The 15,223-nt window shown below is 39.7% G+C and carries 11 protein-coding genes; 4 read left to right on the forward strand and 7 right to left on the reverse strand.

All coding sequences use genetic code 11. The features are described 5' to 3' along the window. Positions 1-21 precede the first annotated feature (21 nt). The 3 genes from F580_RS0121270 to trhO all read left to right on the forward strand — a co-directional run bounded on the left by F580_RS0121270 (position 22) and on the right by trhO (position 4,618). Positions 22-1,452: a sigma-54-dependent transcriptional regulator gene (locus F580_RS0121270; protein WP_019029791.1), complete on the forward strand. Its 1,431-nt coding sequence runs from the start codon at positions 22-24 to the stop codon at positions 1,450-1,452. Positions 1,453-1,486: 34 nt separating this feature from the next. Continuing rightward, entirely contained in the window at positions 1,487-2,884 is a 1,398-nt protein-coding gene (locus tag F580_RS0121275; protein ID WP_019029792.1) for a sensor histidine kinase, read from the forward strand. A 741-nt stretch (positions 2,885-3,625) separates the two neighbouring features. Then, positions 3,626-4,618 carry an oxygen-dependent tRNA uridine(34) hydroxylase TrhO gene (trhO, locus tag F580_RS0121280; RefSeq protein ID WP_026301588.1) on the forward strand — a complete coding sequence of 331 codons (993 nt, stop codon included), beginning with the start codon at positions 3,626-3,628 and terminating at the stop codon, positions 4,616-4,618. A 319-nt stretch (positions 4,619-4,937) separates the two neighbouring features. Here the strand turns inward: trhO and F580_RS0121285 are convergent, their stop codons facing one another. After that, positions 4,938-7,199 (reverse strand): YHYH protein, encoded by a 2,262-nt coding sequence (locus tag F580_RS0121285; RefSeq protein WP_019029794.1) that lies wholly within the window; start codon positions 7,197-7,199, stop codon positions 4,938-4,940. Between the two features lie 516 nt (positions 7,200-7,715). Between F580_RS0121285 and F580_RS0121290 the strand changes: the two genes are divergently transcribed. Then, on the forward strand, positions 7,716-9,806 hold the full coding sequence (locus F580_RS0121290) for a S9 family peptidase (protein ID WP_019029795.1): 2,091 nt from the start codon (positions 7,716-7,718) through the stop codon (positions 9,804-9,806). 92 nt (positions 9,807-9,898) lie between these two features. On the opposite strand, the gene F580_RS0121295 is transcribed toward F580_RS0121290, so the two are convergent. The 6 genes from F580_RS0121295 to F580_RS0121320 form a co-directional block, all read right to left on the reverse strand. Next, positions 9,899-10,756, reverse strand: a complete 858-nt coding sequence (locus tag F580_RS0121295; protein ID WP_040357820.1) for a PA4780 family RIO1-like protein kinase — start codon at positions 10,754-10,756, stop codon at positions 9,899-9,901. A gap of 103 nt (positions 10,757-10,859) precedes the next feature. Continuing rightward, positions 10,860-12,014: a hypothetical protein gene (locus tag F580_RS0121300; RefSeq protein WP_019029797.1), complete on the reverse strand. Its 1,155-nt coding sequence runs from the start codon at positions 12,012-12,014 to the stop codon at positions 10,860-10,862. Between the two features lie 49 nt (positions 12,015-12,063). Beyond that, the gene (locus F580_RS0121305; RefSeq protein WP_157443206.1) at positions 12,064-12,618 is read right to left on the reverse strand and encodes a hypothetical protein; all 555 of its coding nucleotides are present in this window, start codon (positions 12,616-12,618) and stop codon (positions 12,064-12,066) included. 5 nt (positions 12,619-12,623) lie between these two features. Beyond that, a complete protein-coding gene (locus tag F580_RS0121310) occupies positions 12,624-12,989 on the reverse strand; it encodes a hypothetical protein (RefSeq protein ID WP_019029799.1) in 366 nt (121 codons plus the stop codon). A gap of 40 nt (positions 12,990-13,029) precedes the next feature. After that, complete coding sequence (gene gltS / locus F580_RS0121315) at positions 13,030-14,220, reverse strand: sodium/glutamate symporter (RefSeq protein ID WP_019029800.1); 1,191 nt, start codon at positions 14,218-14,220, stop codon at positions 13,030-13,032. A gap of 3 nt (positions 14,221-14,223) precedes the next feature. Beyond that, entirely contained in the window at positions 14,224-14,709 is a 486-nt protein-coding gene (locus F580_RS0121320) for a potassium channel family protein (protein ID WP_019029801.1), read from the reverse strand. Between the last annotated feature and the right edge of the window lie 514 nt (positions 14,710-15,223).

Genomic DNA, 15,223 nt, shown 5'->3' on the forward strand with positions numbered 1-15,223 from the left:
CTATTACCTCACGCTACAGAAATGGATACTATGACGTCAGCTATTCCATCAACACCTCCTACAAGTACGCCTTCAATTCTGATTGCCGATGATGACCCGCGTATTCTTACCACGTTAAAACTGTTATTAAAGTCGCAGAATTACCAAGTTGTCGCGGTTAGTTCACCGGCGGAGTTGTTAACGGTACTGGCAAGGCGTAGCTTCTCAGTGGCGTTAATTGATCTAAATTATCAAGATGACACCACATCCGGTAAAGAGGGCTTGGCACTAGTCGCGAAAATGCGCTCGCTTGATGAACATATGCCTATTGTTGTAATGACAGGTTACAGCAGTGTTGATATTGCTGTGGAAGCAATGAAACAAGGTGCTGCAGATTTTGTGCAAAAACCGTGGAAAAATGAGCGGCTATTAAGTATTTTACAAGCACAATGCCATATTCAACAAATAGCAAAAGCAGGGCAGAAGTTAGCACAAGAGAATGCTTTACTTAAATCACAAAGCAGCACAGATTGCCAAAATATAGTGGCCCAATCTGCTGTGATGAAACAGCTGCTTAGTCAATTAGCCAAACTGGCGAAAAGTGATATGAATATTCTATTTACCGGTGAAAATGGTACCGGAAAAAGTATGTTTGCAGGCTACTTGCATCAATGTTCTCAGCGTCATCAACATAGTTTAATCGCAGTCAATATGGGGGCTATAACGGATAACTTATTTGAAAGTGAAATGTTTGGTCATGTAAAAGGTGCTTTTACCGATGCAAAAGAAACCCGTATCGGTCGTTTTGAACTGGCTGAAGGTGGTACAATTTTTCTAGACGAAATTGCCAATATTCCTTTATCTCAACAAGCTAAATTGCTCAGGGTGTTGGAAGAAAAGCAATTTGAAAAAGTCGGTAGTGCTAAAACCCAACGAGTAGATGTGCGTTTAGTCTCTGCAACTAATGCCTTATTAGGCGATCTCATCGAACAAGGTAAGTTTAGACAAGACTTACTCTATCGTATCAACACTATTGAAATTCATATCCCACCACTACGAGATCGTGTTGCAGATATATTACCATTAGCGCAGTATTTCTTAAAACAGTTTGCCAAAAAGTACGCCCTAGAAGCGCCTCAACTTTGTCAGGAATCTTGTGATGCACTAGAGATTTATCAGTGGCCAGGCAATATTCGAGAATTGAGCCATATGATAGAGCGGGCAATTTTTCTTAGTCAGAATAAATTAATCAGCCCTGAAGATCTTGGACTTTCGAGACAACAATCGACAGGAGATGTTGTCGGTATTGATAGCCGTGTTTTTGATTGTAACAAGGACACACTAGAGGTGATAGAAAGGCAAATTATAGTGGATAGACTGGCACGTTTTAATGATAACGGACATGAAACCGCAGAATCTTTAGGCTTAAGCCGAAGTTCTTATTATCGTCGTCTAGAAAAGCATAAGCTATGAATTATTGGCGGTCTTATCGGATGAAAAGTATCAGATGAAAATTCAACAAGGCAGAGTTAAAACCTCATTTGAAAACCAGCTATTACATATCGCTTTATTTATTGGGCTATTACCAACGACGTTGTTATTTTATACCTTGTATAGCCATGAGTTATCGATATATTTAAAAATAATGCTGTTTTTTTTACTTTTAGTGACGGTTTTTTATGGTGCATTTCTCATTCGGCAAAAAGTTATTGTTCAATTTAGAACCTCTGCCAATTTAATTACCGCGATGCAAGCAGGCGATCATGCTATCAGAGCAAATCACCTAGAAAGTGAAGGCGCGTTAAAAGAATTTAATCAGGTCTTTAATGGCTTGTCGTTAGCGCTAGCTGAGCAGCAGCTGATCAGTAGGGAAAGGCAAATATTATTAGATAAAGTTACCCAGCAAATAGATGTTGCCATTATTGCTGTGAACCAAAATAGTAATATCATATTAATGAATCCAGCAGCCGAAAAACTTTTTTCTTACCGTTTTGATGAAGTTGCTGGTTGGCCTATTAGCACCTTAGGTTTACAAGACGTATTAACGCACGAAAGCCGTCAAGTCACCGAGTTTGAGGTTAAAGCGCATAAGAAAAAAGTTTTTATTCATACCGATGAGTACCTAGAGCAAGGCGAGCGAAAAAAGCTCATCTTCATTACCGATATTCAAAAGTTATTACATGAAGAAGAACGGCAAGCTTGGCAAAAATTATTACGGGTATTGAGTCATGAAATTAATAACTCGTTAACGCCCATAGCTTCGTTAAGCGACACCCTAATACGTTTGATCGGCATTCAGAAAAAAGTGATCATAGAGCAAACAGCAACAGAGAACAACAGTACAGCAATCAATACCTCAGTAAACAACACTGAGCTCTTTGAGGATTTAGAAGAGGGATTAGCGGTTATCGCTGAGCGAGCACAATCCCTTAATGAGTTCTTATTACGCTATCAAGAGTTTAGCTGTTTGCCCAAACCAGATAGATGCCTAGTTGATTTAGCCAGCTTAATGAAGTCGATGTTATTACTTTTTGATGGTTACAATATCTCTCTGTCTGGTCAGTCTTTAGTTATTTATGTTGATGAAAAGCAATTGCAGCAAGTCCTTGTTAACTTAATCAAAAATGCACAACAAGCCATGCTGAATAACAGTAATGGCATTATTACTATTGAGTGGCAGCAAAAGCATGACATTGTTGAGATTAAACTCTGTGATCAAGGAACCGGTATCAATAACAGTGAGAATATATTTGTGCCTTTCTATACCACCAAAGCTGATGGCTGCGGCATAGGTTTAGTGTTTAGCCGACAAATTATTGTTAACCATGGCGGTAGTTTGACCTTAACTAATCGAGATGATTGTCAAGGTGCGGTAGCCAGCATTATTTTACCCATTAATAATTAATAAGCTGGCAAACACACACGGTAAGCGCATTTTTACTCCTTATCATGTATTGCTTGATGTAATATAGTCTTTAAAAACTAGCTGTATTCTTAACTTCTTTCGCGTCGCGGTGGCGACTACACCCAGAGAGGGCTATCGCCGAGCCCTCTCTGGACTCTCCCGGCGCTACGAGTAAAACCTAACCTTTCATTCAATCAAGTACTTCGAGGTGCCGCGTTAATGAACGTCCCTGTCCAACGCCGCTTTTTCATCATCAGGACAATATGCGTCCTGCATTGTCTTATAAGCTGCATCCTTGCAGCGTCCTGATGAAAACACCTGCGCACTCTCAATCATTTCAGGGTTTTACCACGCAGATTCGGCGATTTTTGGCTGGTTTGCTACTCAATTACCTTATTTGAAAGTATTGCAGTCACGAAGATATTGGTAATGCTGAACTAAAGGTGGCTATAGAGCTCCCCCTAACTATAAACTACCGTAAACCATGTAGACAATAGAGTTATAATGCGCCAGCCGTGGACAAATACACCCGCTCAATTAGTGGGCTATGTTCATTGTCAAATAATTCTGCTAGAATGCGCGTCCCTAAAAACGTGACTTAGATAACAAAAGTTACGTTTATTATTGATTTAAAAAATTTAATCTACAGCACTGGATTTACGTTCCAGCTAGTTCAATGGAGACTCTATGAGTTCATCAGAAAAAAAATTATCAACACTTACCACAGGTATATCTGCAAAAATGTCAGCAGATTCAAGCAATGCTATTACTATTTGTGCGCTTTATAAGTTCGTGCGTTTAGATGCTTTTGAAGCCTTACGTGAACCCTTATCAAATAAAATGGCCAGCGTTGAAGTCAAAGGTACTCTGTTATTAGCCGCAGAAGGTATCAACGGTACGATTGCCGGTCCTCAAGCGGGTATTGATACCGTATTGACTTTCCTTGGTGAACAGCCAGGTTTAGATAACATTTCTCATAAAGAATCTTACGCGCAAGAAAATCCATTTCACCGCACTAAAGTGAAATTGAAAAAAGAAATTGTTACTATGGGCATTGAAGGCATTGACCCTAACCAAGTTGTTGGCACTTACGTAAAACCAAAAGATTGGAATGCATTAATTTCTGATCCCGATGTCCTCTTAGTTGATACCCGTAATGATTACGAAGTCGAGATTGGCACCTTTAAAAATGCTATTAATCCGAACACCGAAACATTCCGTGAATTCCCCGAATTTGTCGAAAAAAACCTAGATAAAAATAAGCACAAGAAAGTGGCCATGTACTGTACTGGTGGCATTCGTTGTGAAAAATCTACTGCTTACTTAAAAGAGCAAGGCTTTGAAGCGGTTTATCATCTCGAAGGTGGCATTTTAAAGTATCTTGAAGAAGTTCCTAGTAACGAGACCATGTGGCAAGGCGAGTGTTTTGTTTTTGATGGCCGTGTTGCTGTTAATCATGAATTAGAGCAAGGTCAGTATGACCAATGTTTTGCTTGTCGCTTCCCGTTAACTGAAGCTGAAAAGGAAAGTCAGCATTATGTTAAGGGCGTAAGTTGTCACCGTTGTCACGACAAGGTAACTGAAGCACAGCGAAATCGTTATGCTGAACGTCAACGTCAAATTTGTTTAGCTGAAGAACGTGGTGAAAGCCATATCGGTGGCGACATTCAAGCTATTATTGAAGAGCGCCGTCAAGGCAAAGCCGATAAAAAGGCTAAACAAGCAGCTAAATAACGCTTACTTTTTCTGTCTGTAGCATTTATAAACGCCAGCTTGAATTTCAAGCTGGCGTTTTTTATGGGCTAAACCCTATTGTTTCAGTAATCACTATTCAACGTCTTAAATCATGAGCTTATTTAACCTGAACTCTGGTTAATGAATGTTATAACATCATGAAATTTAAATAGTAAATTACACGTTATACACAATGATGTTAGTTTAGTCGTTATCAAGGCATTTTTATGTACCCAATAGCTGGCTATTGGTAGGAGAAATAACGCTGATAGCGGTTAAAATAGCTTTGTTGTGTAATATTGCTTATCCAGAACTCAGGTTATTTATTAAAGCTGTTATCTGGCGTACCAGAAAAGCAAGCTAATACGTAAGGATAGTTAGCCGTTACATAATAGGCATAGCCCTCATTTACTGTCATGCCATTACATTCATCCAAATCACCTAAGCCTTCAACATATTCATAATCATCTCGGTAGGTGCCGTCATAATTTCCGCCAGGATCGCCGGCGCCACTTGGTCGACTGCCCAATTTCAAGCGGTAACTTGACCTCACCTTACGAATCTCCCCTTGATCATCAAAATAGGAACCTACAATGGGAAACCCATCTGCAGAAAATCCTATAACGGGTGATGCTTGGCTATCATCATCGGCAAATAATGCCATAGGTGAACCATGATAGTGATACGTGCCATTAGGTTGAGCATGAGCATTGTGGGAGTCAACAGCAAAACCATTAACAGCATGCATAGGATCATATCGCCAAGGTTGTTCAATATCATTACAACCAATTTTTCCATTACCTACCCCGTAACATCCTGCAGCGAGCAAGTCGACTTTAACGCCATTAAGTAATATTGCATTATCTACCAGTAATGAAATAGCCGTTTTACTATTGGCCTTAATTGGATTAACGGTAATTTCAAATTGGTCATTTTGTTCACTGACATCATTAGGAAAAGCGCTGCCACCATCATTGAAATCATGATTAGGGATAGCATTGGTTTTAAAGACACATTTGTCGCCAACTTGTGAGATAACAAGGTCACCATGAAAAACAGTAGCATTGCTTATATCACTCACCGTTGAGGTAAATTGTTCAATGTAATCGACACAGTTTTGACTGTGGTTAAAGAGCGTTACATTAGTTATATCAATGGGGTTTACGGTTTCATCGTTATATATCAGTGCGGCAACCGCAGATAAATTTCGTACTTGTGTCAGTAAATCGGCATCATTACTTGGTAGTAAGTTATTATTTTCGGAAAAATCACTCGTTTCAGCAAAGCTGTCTGACAATGAATAAAGCTCTTGATTGCCGTCTGCAAATTCAATTAATTTATAATCGTCTGATCTTGTCGTCCACCCGGTGACTTTATCTGATTTATACGCGGTGTAGATATAATCTTTACCTGGCAGGGTGCCATCAGTAAATAACGACTTAAAACTTTGACTATCATGAACTTTAGTTTCATAAATTCCAGCAACTTCAGCAATAGTGGCATATAAATCGGTTGCGGTTACCAAGGCCGACTCTCTTTCGTTGAGTCGAGTTACCCCTTGGCCTGAAACAATAAACGGTGTGGCTACGCCGCCTTGGTATAAGCTGCCTTTAGCATGTGATTTACTGTATATCGTTTTATCTATGACACTGCTAGGCGTGCCATTATCACCGATAAAAATAACAAGGGTATTATTTCTAACCTCTTCGTCTAAAGAGTCGAGCAAGCGTCCTATTTCTGTATCCATCGCTTCAATAGCAGCGAGGTAATATTCACGTTTATTGTTATTGATATCACTAGCATCGCCGGATAAGTTTCTATTGTGTAAAGACTCCGGGGGCAAATGAAAAGGTGCATGTGGGGCCGAATAAGCAAGCCAAGCAAACCACGGCTGTCTTTGTTCATTTACCCAACTGATAGCCAAGTCGGTAATTTTAGTTGAGTGGTATTCGGTCGAATTTTCTACGACACCGTTAATGGTTAATGACCAATCGTAATAGTCAGATAAGTTACCTAAATTACCGGCATAATAATCAACGCCGACATCATTTGGATGGGTAGTATTTGTATCGCCACCGCCTATATGCCATTTACCAAAAACCGCCGATTGATAATTTTTAGATGCAGGGTTACGTTGTAAATACTGCTGCAAGATTTCATGTTCTAAGGAGAGTGTAGCGGGCACTGATTCTATGCCACTATTTATGCCATATTTTCCGGTAATAATGGTACTTCGGGTTGTTGAACAGGCTGGTGTTACCCACATATTTTCAAAAGTAAGTCCTTGCTGCGCCAATCTATTTAAAGTGGGGGTTTGTGGTACATCTTCACTTAAATCATATTGAGCAGAAGCATCTAAGCCTTGATCATCAGAGATTATAAATAAGATGTTGGGCTGTAATAATGCATTGTCATCGTCAGTTGGCTGCTCGGTTACAGTGCCATTTGAAGAGCCATCAGCAGGATCAGTATCGACAATTACGGCCTCTTCTGTGGCGCTGCCACCACAACCCGAAATACTTGATAAAGTAATAGCTAATAGCGTAATTATTGATATAAATAGTGGTGCTTTTTTTGACATAACAAGGGCAACCTCATAGATAAAATGTGATCTGATAATACAAAGAAGGGTACTTTTTTATCAGCTGACTATTTAACCGCAACTATGGATAAGTAAAGTTACTCAATAAGTTATTTTAGCGCCTATCTTCGTTAGTTCTGCTACCAATAGCCAGCTATTGGTAGCAGAACCGCCTTGATATACACCAAACTATCAATATTGAGTGATATAAATAGACCAATATTTTTTATTGGCATTGCCACCAATTGATATTAATAGTTACTTTGCAAGTATCAAACATTCATTAACCAGAGGTGAGGTTATTTAACATTATTCTTCCTAACCTAAGTGTGCAATAAATTATGTAAGCTGGCGTAAAGCATGAGTAAAGTTTTGTAAAGTTAACTGGCGTCACACACTGGTGCCTTTAGTTTACAAGGTTTCTCCTATCACCTACGCCCGCTATATTGCATATAACTTGTAGATTGTATATTCTTGCTGCACTCAAAATCTAGTCTGTTTTACATGAGATTATAAATGAAAAAATTATTTACCCTTGCGGCAATGTCGCTTACCGTATCCGTATCGTTATCAATGTCGGTAAGCGTCAATGCGCATACGTCTAACGAAATATTTACCGTTGAAAAATTGAACCAATTACATCAATTGCATGATGTTAGTGTCTCGCCAAAAGGAGATACTTTAATTTATGGCCTTAAAAAAGGCCAAGACAATAACCTTTATCAACAAGATATTAAAACCGGTAAAGTCAGCCAGTTTACCGACAATGAAAAAAGTGAGAGCAATGTGGTTTGGGCAGATGATGCTCAATCGGTGTACTTTCTCTCTGCCCGCAGTGGTAGTAGCCAAATTTGGCAAAAAAGTGTAAACGGCAACAAAGCTAAACAAATCTCTGATTTTGAACTAGGGGTTAATGGTTTCAAGTTGTCTAAAAATGGCCAAGTATTTGCCTTGTCATTTACCGTCAAGCCGGGTTGTCACAGCTTAGCTTGTACCGTTGACGCTAAAAAAGTTGATAAAGAGAAGAAGTATAATATCCGCGCCTATGATGAATTAATGGTGCGCCACTGGGATACTTGGACCACTGAGTATAAAGAGCACTTATTTGTTGGTCATGTCGATAAAGACGGACAACTAAAAAATGCCCAAGATATTATGCCAAACTGGTCAAGTGATTTTGCTGGCATCAGCCAAGTTACCCTTCATCCTAAAGGCACATCTATAGCCTTTGCAGCAAAAGATTCCTCAAGTAAAGCGGCGGCGAGAGATCATGCTTGGACCACTAACTTTGATATCTTTGAAGTCGCCTTATCAGCGGGTCAATCGGCTTTTAACTTAAAAAATATCACTGAAGATAATAAAGCCTGGGATGCTAGCCCAGTTTATTCTTCAAATGGTCGTTTCTTAGCGTATAAAGCCATGAAAACACCCGGTTATGAAGCGGATAAGTTTACTTTGCAGTTACGTGATAGCAGAACGGGGAAAACGCGTGCTGTAGCGCAAGATTGGGATCGCTCAATTAGCAGCTTAGCTTTCGCACCAGATAACAAGTCTTTGTATGTTGTTGCTCAAGATGTTGGCCAAAAAAGCATCTTCTCAATTACTCCTGAGTTTGATGAAGTAAGACGTATATATAATGTTGGCAGTAATGGTGATGTAACTAGCCATGGCAGCAAAATTTACTTTACTCGTCATACCTTAAACTCACCCAAAGATGTTTTCTCTATTGATGATCACGGTGACCAGTTAAAGCAACTAACGAGTATTAATAAAGACAAATTAGCGAAGGTAAAATTTGCAGACTATAAGCAATTTAACTTTAAAGGTTGGAATGATGAAACTGTACATGGTTACTGGTTAAAGCCTGCTAACTATGAAAAAGGCAAACAATACCCGATTGCCTTTTTAGTACATGGTGGTCCACAAGGCAGTTTTGGCAACATGTTCCATTACCGTTGGAATGCGCAATTATGGGCAGCCCAAGGTTATGGTGTAGTGATGGTCGATTTCCACGGCTCTACTGGTTACGGACAAGAATTTACTCACTCAATTAGTCGTGACTGGGGTGGTAAGCCGTTAGAAGACTTACAAAAAGGTTTAGACTTTATTGTTAAAGACCAACCTTGGTTAGATGGCGATAATGCCTGTGCATTAGGCGCCTCTTACGGCGGTTACATGATGAACTGGATTGCTGGTAACTGGCCAACGGGTTTTAAGTGCTTAATCAATCACGCAGGTCTATATGATATGCCAAGTTTCTATCAGACTACTGAAGAATTATGGTTCCCAGAGTACGATATGGGCGGTCCTTCTTGGGGTAAAGAAACGGGTAGTGATAAAGGTAAGGTAAGTCCTGATTATTCAAAATTTAATCCTGCTGCTTACGTGAATAACTGGCAAACACCTATGTTAGTGATTCAAGGTGAGTTAGATTACCGCGTGCCGTACGCACAAAGTTTAGGTGCCTTTACTACCTTACAGCGCAAAGGCATTGATAGCCGTTTAGTGATGTTCCCAGATGAAGACCATCATATTCGCAAGCCTGATAACTTAGTGGTTTGGTACGATGAAGTATTCAAATGGTTAGAAAAATATACTAAGCAATAGTCATCTTTAATAGTTAGAACGAAAAAGGGCAGATTAACCTAGGTTAATCTGCCCTTTTCAATGGTAAAGTAAAGTCTTATCTTGTGTGCGAACTAGTCTTGCTCAGCAGCTTCTTTAAGGTAGGCTAGGCGGTCTTGCTCTTGCTCAAACGCGGCTTGTATTTCTGCTAAGATAGTTTCTACATCAGCACTTTGGGTGTCTTCTGCAAACTGGCCCGTTAATTTAGTGGTGTCAGTTAACTCACCGGCTTCATACAATGCCCACATCTCTTCACCGAACTTGGTTAAGGCTAAGTTAGGGGCGAATTGAGCATAATAACTAGTGATATTGTTAACATCGCGAAGCAGCATCGCTTTAGCATTATTGTTAGCCGAGGCATCAACAGCCTGAGGCAAATCGATAACAACAGGGCCATAAGCGTCAACTAAGACATTAAATTCAGATAAATCACCATGTACTATGCCAGCACATAACATACGCATGATATAAATCATCATTAACGCGTGATCTTCAATGGCTTGCTCTTTTGGCATGACAATATCGTTAAGACGTGGGGCTACATTACCTTCATCATCGGTGATAAGTTCCATCAACAATACGCCGTCAAAGCAGCCATAGGCTTGCGGCACACGAACATCATGCTCGGCAAGGGTATATAAAGCCTCAACCTCAGCATTTTGCCAAGCTTCTTCTTGCTGGCTCTTACCATACTTAGAGCCTTTTTCCATGGCTCTAGCACGTCGACTACTTCGGCCCTTTCTGCCTTCTGTATACTGTGATGCTTTTTTAAAGCTACGTTTAGTGGCTTCTTTATAAACCTTCGCGCAGCGAATTTCATCACCACAACGTACTCGGTACACTGTGGCTTCTTTACCGCTCATTAGTTGGTTGAGCACTTCATCAATTAAGCCTTCTTCTACGAGAGGCAATAGTCGCTTTGGAATTTTCATTGCGCTGTTATACATCAGATGGGTGCTGGAGTATAGTAAAAGATGAGTTGTGTGCTTGCTGCTAGCAATAGGCTTGAGTTTTGTCGATTGTACTCACGTTATGTTACTCGTTTGCACAAGGGTTATAATCGGGATTTTTTGATAATAAAATGGCTTCTTTTATCAGCATGTTAGCCGCTTTCACTTCACCATAAATTAACGCATTGCTGAGCCAATATTGAAATAGCTTCTCATCAGCAATCATAAGGTTTGATGCATCAAAATTTAGCTGGCTTACTCTTGGGTTCCAAAGTGTTTCTTTCCTCGTAGATAGTTGTTTGAGTAATTCATCATTATTCTCAGCTTGATATATTTTGGATTGGATACCCATACCAATTAAATTGACTACTAAGTGTTTCCCTTCTTCTTCCATAAGTTGACCGAGCGTTAAACAGGCGTGATTTTTATCGTTAGCTAAATTATCAACCGAGGTGCAGAAGTTAGATAGATCACTAATCCATATTGATCTTGCTGCTTGAATGCCGATACCTGTAATCAGTCGTTGCTTATCGTTAATATCAATAGCACCTTTAGAAACTTGCATAAACAATGAAAGGTAGTGATAGTAATAGTCATTAAATTGAGTTGCTTTATTTGCCTTTTGTATCGCGTTTAGGGTTGCTTGCTTATCTCCGTTAGCAGCATGAAAGTTAGCTATTTGTAGCCATAATGCGGCATTATTACTATCTACTTTGCTTAATCGGTCAAATTGCACTTGGCTACACGTATTATGTTGTAGGTTTTTTGAACACTCTCCTATTAAGTCCATTAACGCTAGTTGATTATCTGGGTATTCTTGCAAGTAATTCTGCAATAAATCTAGTTGTGGAGTTTGCTGGGTATAGGCAGAAAATAAGACATAAGCGAGTTTATCTTCAGCGGCGTTAGATTTTGCTAAATAGTCATGGAAATCTGTCAGTTTTTCATAAAAGTCATCATCATATATATTGTCATAATACTCTCTATTACACGGAACGATGTAACTGTCATCTTCATGCTTAATTCGTACCGAGAATTTATCTAGCGTTGATGTTTTGACCTGAATGTTTTTTTGGTGAGTTAAGCTAGATTCAGAGACCTTACCAGGAATTATGGGGTTGGCTGAGGGGCTAGCCGATATCTTGGGTGTTATCTGAGAAGTCACTTTATTCAGAAAAGCTGTGATAACCACTATTAGGGTACAGGCGATGGCGATCGATACAATTTTTTTAGCAGTCATCCTAGACTATTATTCCTTTTTTGATTGATATTATCACGTTATTTGTGGTTCAGTAATCTTGGCCAATTAAATCTAATCGTTTGCCTAAGACAATCTCTTCAAAAGAAATTTCGATGAGGTTTATATCAAGTAACAAACGTTCGCCCCAAACATTAGCAGCCCGTTTCGTTTCAAAACTGGCTAAATCAACCGTTTCTTCAACCACAAAAATTAAACCAATGCTGGAGCTATCTCCTAAGGTATTTTGCCAATGGTTTTGTTGTAAATTTATGGTATCTCCTTGCAGCGAAAAAGCATAAAAATGATAGTTATGGGTTGCGGTGGCCGAGCCCAAGGTAAATTTAAAAAAATCGAACGAAGGGATCGCCAGCCCTAATTGAGGTTCATCGATGGTGACACTATGATAGGCAAAGATAAAGGCGTCGTTGAGCACTGCGATGGAGTCAGGTGCGCCCATTTGAGTTAATACATCATGGTAATTTTTGGGTGAGAAGGCCGGTACGGTTGCAACATATCCATATTGGCGTTTTACCATAGAGCATGAGGTAAGTAATACCAGGAAAAATAAACTAATGATTCTCAGTAGCTTGCGTTGTCTTAGCATGGTTACTACTCGGGCTTATCAGCCAATTTACTATAGGAGTAATCGACTAAAATACCTTGTTCATTAAAGATGAACATAGCGCGATCGAACACGGATATTTCAGTGGTTTCGTTATATATAAGTAGAATTAAGCCTTCTCGGGTTACCTGTTCTTTCAGGTAGTAATATAAAGTTTGCTTGCCAACAGCTAACACCTGAGAAGGCGGCCCTAATGCGGCTAACACTTGCTGGCTAGTGGTCGTGCCATTGTTAAATGTCTGTGGTTGACGCCAAAGGTTTTCTACCCCAGCATCGCGACTGTAATTTACACAGCCTGAAAGAAAACAGCTTAATAAAATAAAGCTTATCGCTTGGTAATTTTTTTTCATCATAGTGTCAACTCTTAGTCCTGCAACTTAATCTGGTGGCTTATCAGCTCAGCCAACCAAGAAATAATTGGATGATAAAGGCATTGGAAATATCAATAAAGAAAGCACCAATAAGCGGTACCACGATAAATGCCTGCGGTGACGCGCCATATTTTTTGGTTACCGCCGTCATATTGGCAATGGCCGTTGGTGTGGCGCCCAGTGCTAAACCGGCATAACCAGATGCCATGATAGCGGCATCGTAGTTTTTTCCTAGTGCTCTAAATACTACAAAAATAGTAAAGAATAAAACCATAATCACTTGCGCGGCGAGCAGTAATAAAATTGGCATGGCCAGGTCGATTAGCGTCCATAGTTGCAAACTCATCAAAGACATTGCTAGAAATAATCCTAAGCAAAAATCAGAGATTAAGGCCAACGATGGTGTGCCCGACGGCCAAGGTAACTGCTTCCATACCAGAGGTACCGTATTGGTTAGAATAATCCCGCCAAATAGGCAAGGTACAAATATAGGCAGCTTGATACCAAAACTATCAATCACTTGGTGTAGGTTTATACCTATGCCAATGGCAATACATAACACCAATAACACCGTATAAATACTATGCACGGTGATTTTTTCTTGTTCATCATTGACACCGACAGACAGGTTTTCCTGGCAATTGGAGCTCAGGTTATGGCGCTTAATTAAATAGTTGGCTATGGGGCCGCCACAAAGCCCACCCAAGACCAAACCAAAGGTGGCACAGGCAATACCAATTTCCATGGCGTTATCAATGCCAAAATCACTGACGAAGGTTGGCGCCCAAGCAATAGCAGTGCCGTGACCACCACTAAGCGAAACTGAACTGCCCAGTACACCAACGGGGGGAGCTAAGTCGGTAACGAGTGTGACGGCAACACCGGTAAAGTTTTGCAAGAACAAGTAACCAACAGCAAGTATTAGTAAGGTTATAAGTGCCTTACCTCCTTGCAGTAAAGTAGAGAACTTGGCTGATAAGCCAACACAGGTGAAAAAGACAATCAGTAATTGATCACGTTGTCCTAAAGAGAAATCGACACTTCGGTCAAAAATAAAGTAAATAGCACTAAAAAATAGCGAAGCGATAATGCCGCCGGTGACAGGCTCGGGAATATTATACTTTTGTAAGAAGTTGATTTTTTTATTTAAGAAACGGCCTAAGAACAGTACTAACACCGCTAATACTAACGTTTGCCTCGCATCAAGTTCCATAGGTTACTTTATCTCTTTATTGAACGCTTCTAACTTGTCTTCTAAGGTGGTGAGTTTCTGATAAATTTTTTCATTTTGTTGCAAAATTTCTTCGTTCTGTTTTCTCAACTCTCGGTTTTTGATATTGGTGTCAGCAAAGCCAAAAATTTTATTAGCAAAGACAGCACCTACGCCACCTAATATGCCAACACCTAAAAGAAACATAACAAATACCGTAATGCGTCCCACCAAAGTAATGGGGTAAACATCACCAAAGCCTATGGTGGTTGAAGACATTAACATCAGCCAAAAAGCATCAGCATAATTTTTAACAGGGGAACCTACTACACTGGTTTCTGCGACAAAAGTAACATAACCTAAACTCATATTAATGACAGCGAATAAAACAACAGATAACAGCCCTAAAGCCCCGTAGTTATAGTTTTTCACGCCAAATTCATCAATTTTAAATAAGTTACTTTTTTCCATAGCGCTTTGCAAAATAATCATTTTTTTCTCTTGGCTATTTTCTGATAATATTTTTGATGATATTACAATCGGAGACGATAGAAAAGGGTTATACCAAGTCCATTAAATTAGTTCCCACTCAGAGCTTACCAGCGACTTGAGAACAAATAGAATTTTTTGTATATAGTCACTCTATATGAAAGGAATTATGTGCGGTTATCTAGTCGTTGGGAAGCTCCCAAAGGGCGAGTTTAAAAGGCTTATAAGTTGCGTTATTGATTTTGAGAAGGACGCTACAGGGATGTAGCTTAATAGAGAATGCAGGAGCTTATTCTCCTGAACAACCATTCTCTGCAATCAATGCCTTACCTCTAAGCCTTTTAATTCTCGCTGAGGGGGAAGAAACTTATTGGAATTGGTATTAGCTCGGCTTAGTTATGAGTTAGTTTTTCACTAGGAACCAAGGAATATATCTAGCTGTGCGATTTTCTGGAAATTTTACCGGTATGGCATAAACTTAAACTTACTTATTTAAAGCATTTTCAACGGAGTAAGG

Origin of the sequence: Colwellia piezophila ATCC BAA-637 (assembly GCF_000378625.1) — a bacterium.
GTDB classification, from domain to species: Bacteria; Pseudomonadota; Gammaproteobacteria; order Enterobacterales; family Alteromonadaceae; genus Colwellia; species Colwellia piezophila.

Coding starts and splice junctions, on each gene's coding strand:
- F580_RS0121270 (WP_019029791.1), top strand. CDS start 22: ATGGATACTATGACGTCAGCTATTCCATCAACACCTCCTACAAGTACG.
- F580_RS0121275 (WP_019029792.1), top strand. CDS start 1,487: ATGAAAATTCAACAAGGCAGAGTTAAAACCTCATTTGAAAACCAGCTA.
- trhO (WP_026301588.1), top strand. CDS start 3,626: ATGTCAGCAGATTCAAGCAATGCTATTACTATTTGTGCGCTTTATAAG.
- F580_RS0121285 (WP_019029794.1), bottom strand. CDS start 7,199: ATGTCAAAAAAAGCACCACTATTTATATCAATAATTACGCTATTAGCT.
- F580_RS0121290 (WP_019029795.1), top strand. CDS start 7,716: ATGAAAAAATTATTTACCCTTGCGGCAATGTCGCTTACCGTATCCGTA.
- F580_RS0121295 (WP_040357820.1), bottom strand. CDS start 10,756: ATGAAAATTCCAAAGCGACTATTGCCTCTCGTAGAAGAAGGCTTAATT.
- F580_RS0121300 (WP_019029797.1), bottom strand. CDS start 12,014: ATGACTGCTAAAAAAATTGTATCGATCGCCATCGCCTGTACCCTAATA.
- F580_RS0121305 (WP_157443206.1), bottom strand. CDS start 12,618: ATGCTAAGACAACGCAAGCTACTGAGAATCATTAGTTTATTTTTCCTG.
- F580_RS0121310 (WP_019029799.1), bottom strand. CDS start 12,989: ATGATGAAAAAAAATTACCAAGCGATAAGCTTTATTTTATTAAGCTGT.
- gltS (WP_019029800.1), bottom strand. CDS start 14,220: ATGGAACTTGATGCGAGGCAAACGTTAGTATTAGCGGTGTTAGTACTG.
- F580_RS0121320 (WP_019029801.1), bottom strand. CDS start 14,709: ATGATTATTTTGCAAAGCGCTATGGAAAAAAGTAACTTATTTAAAATT.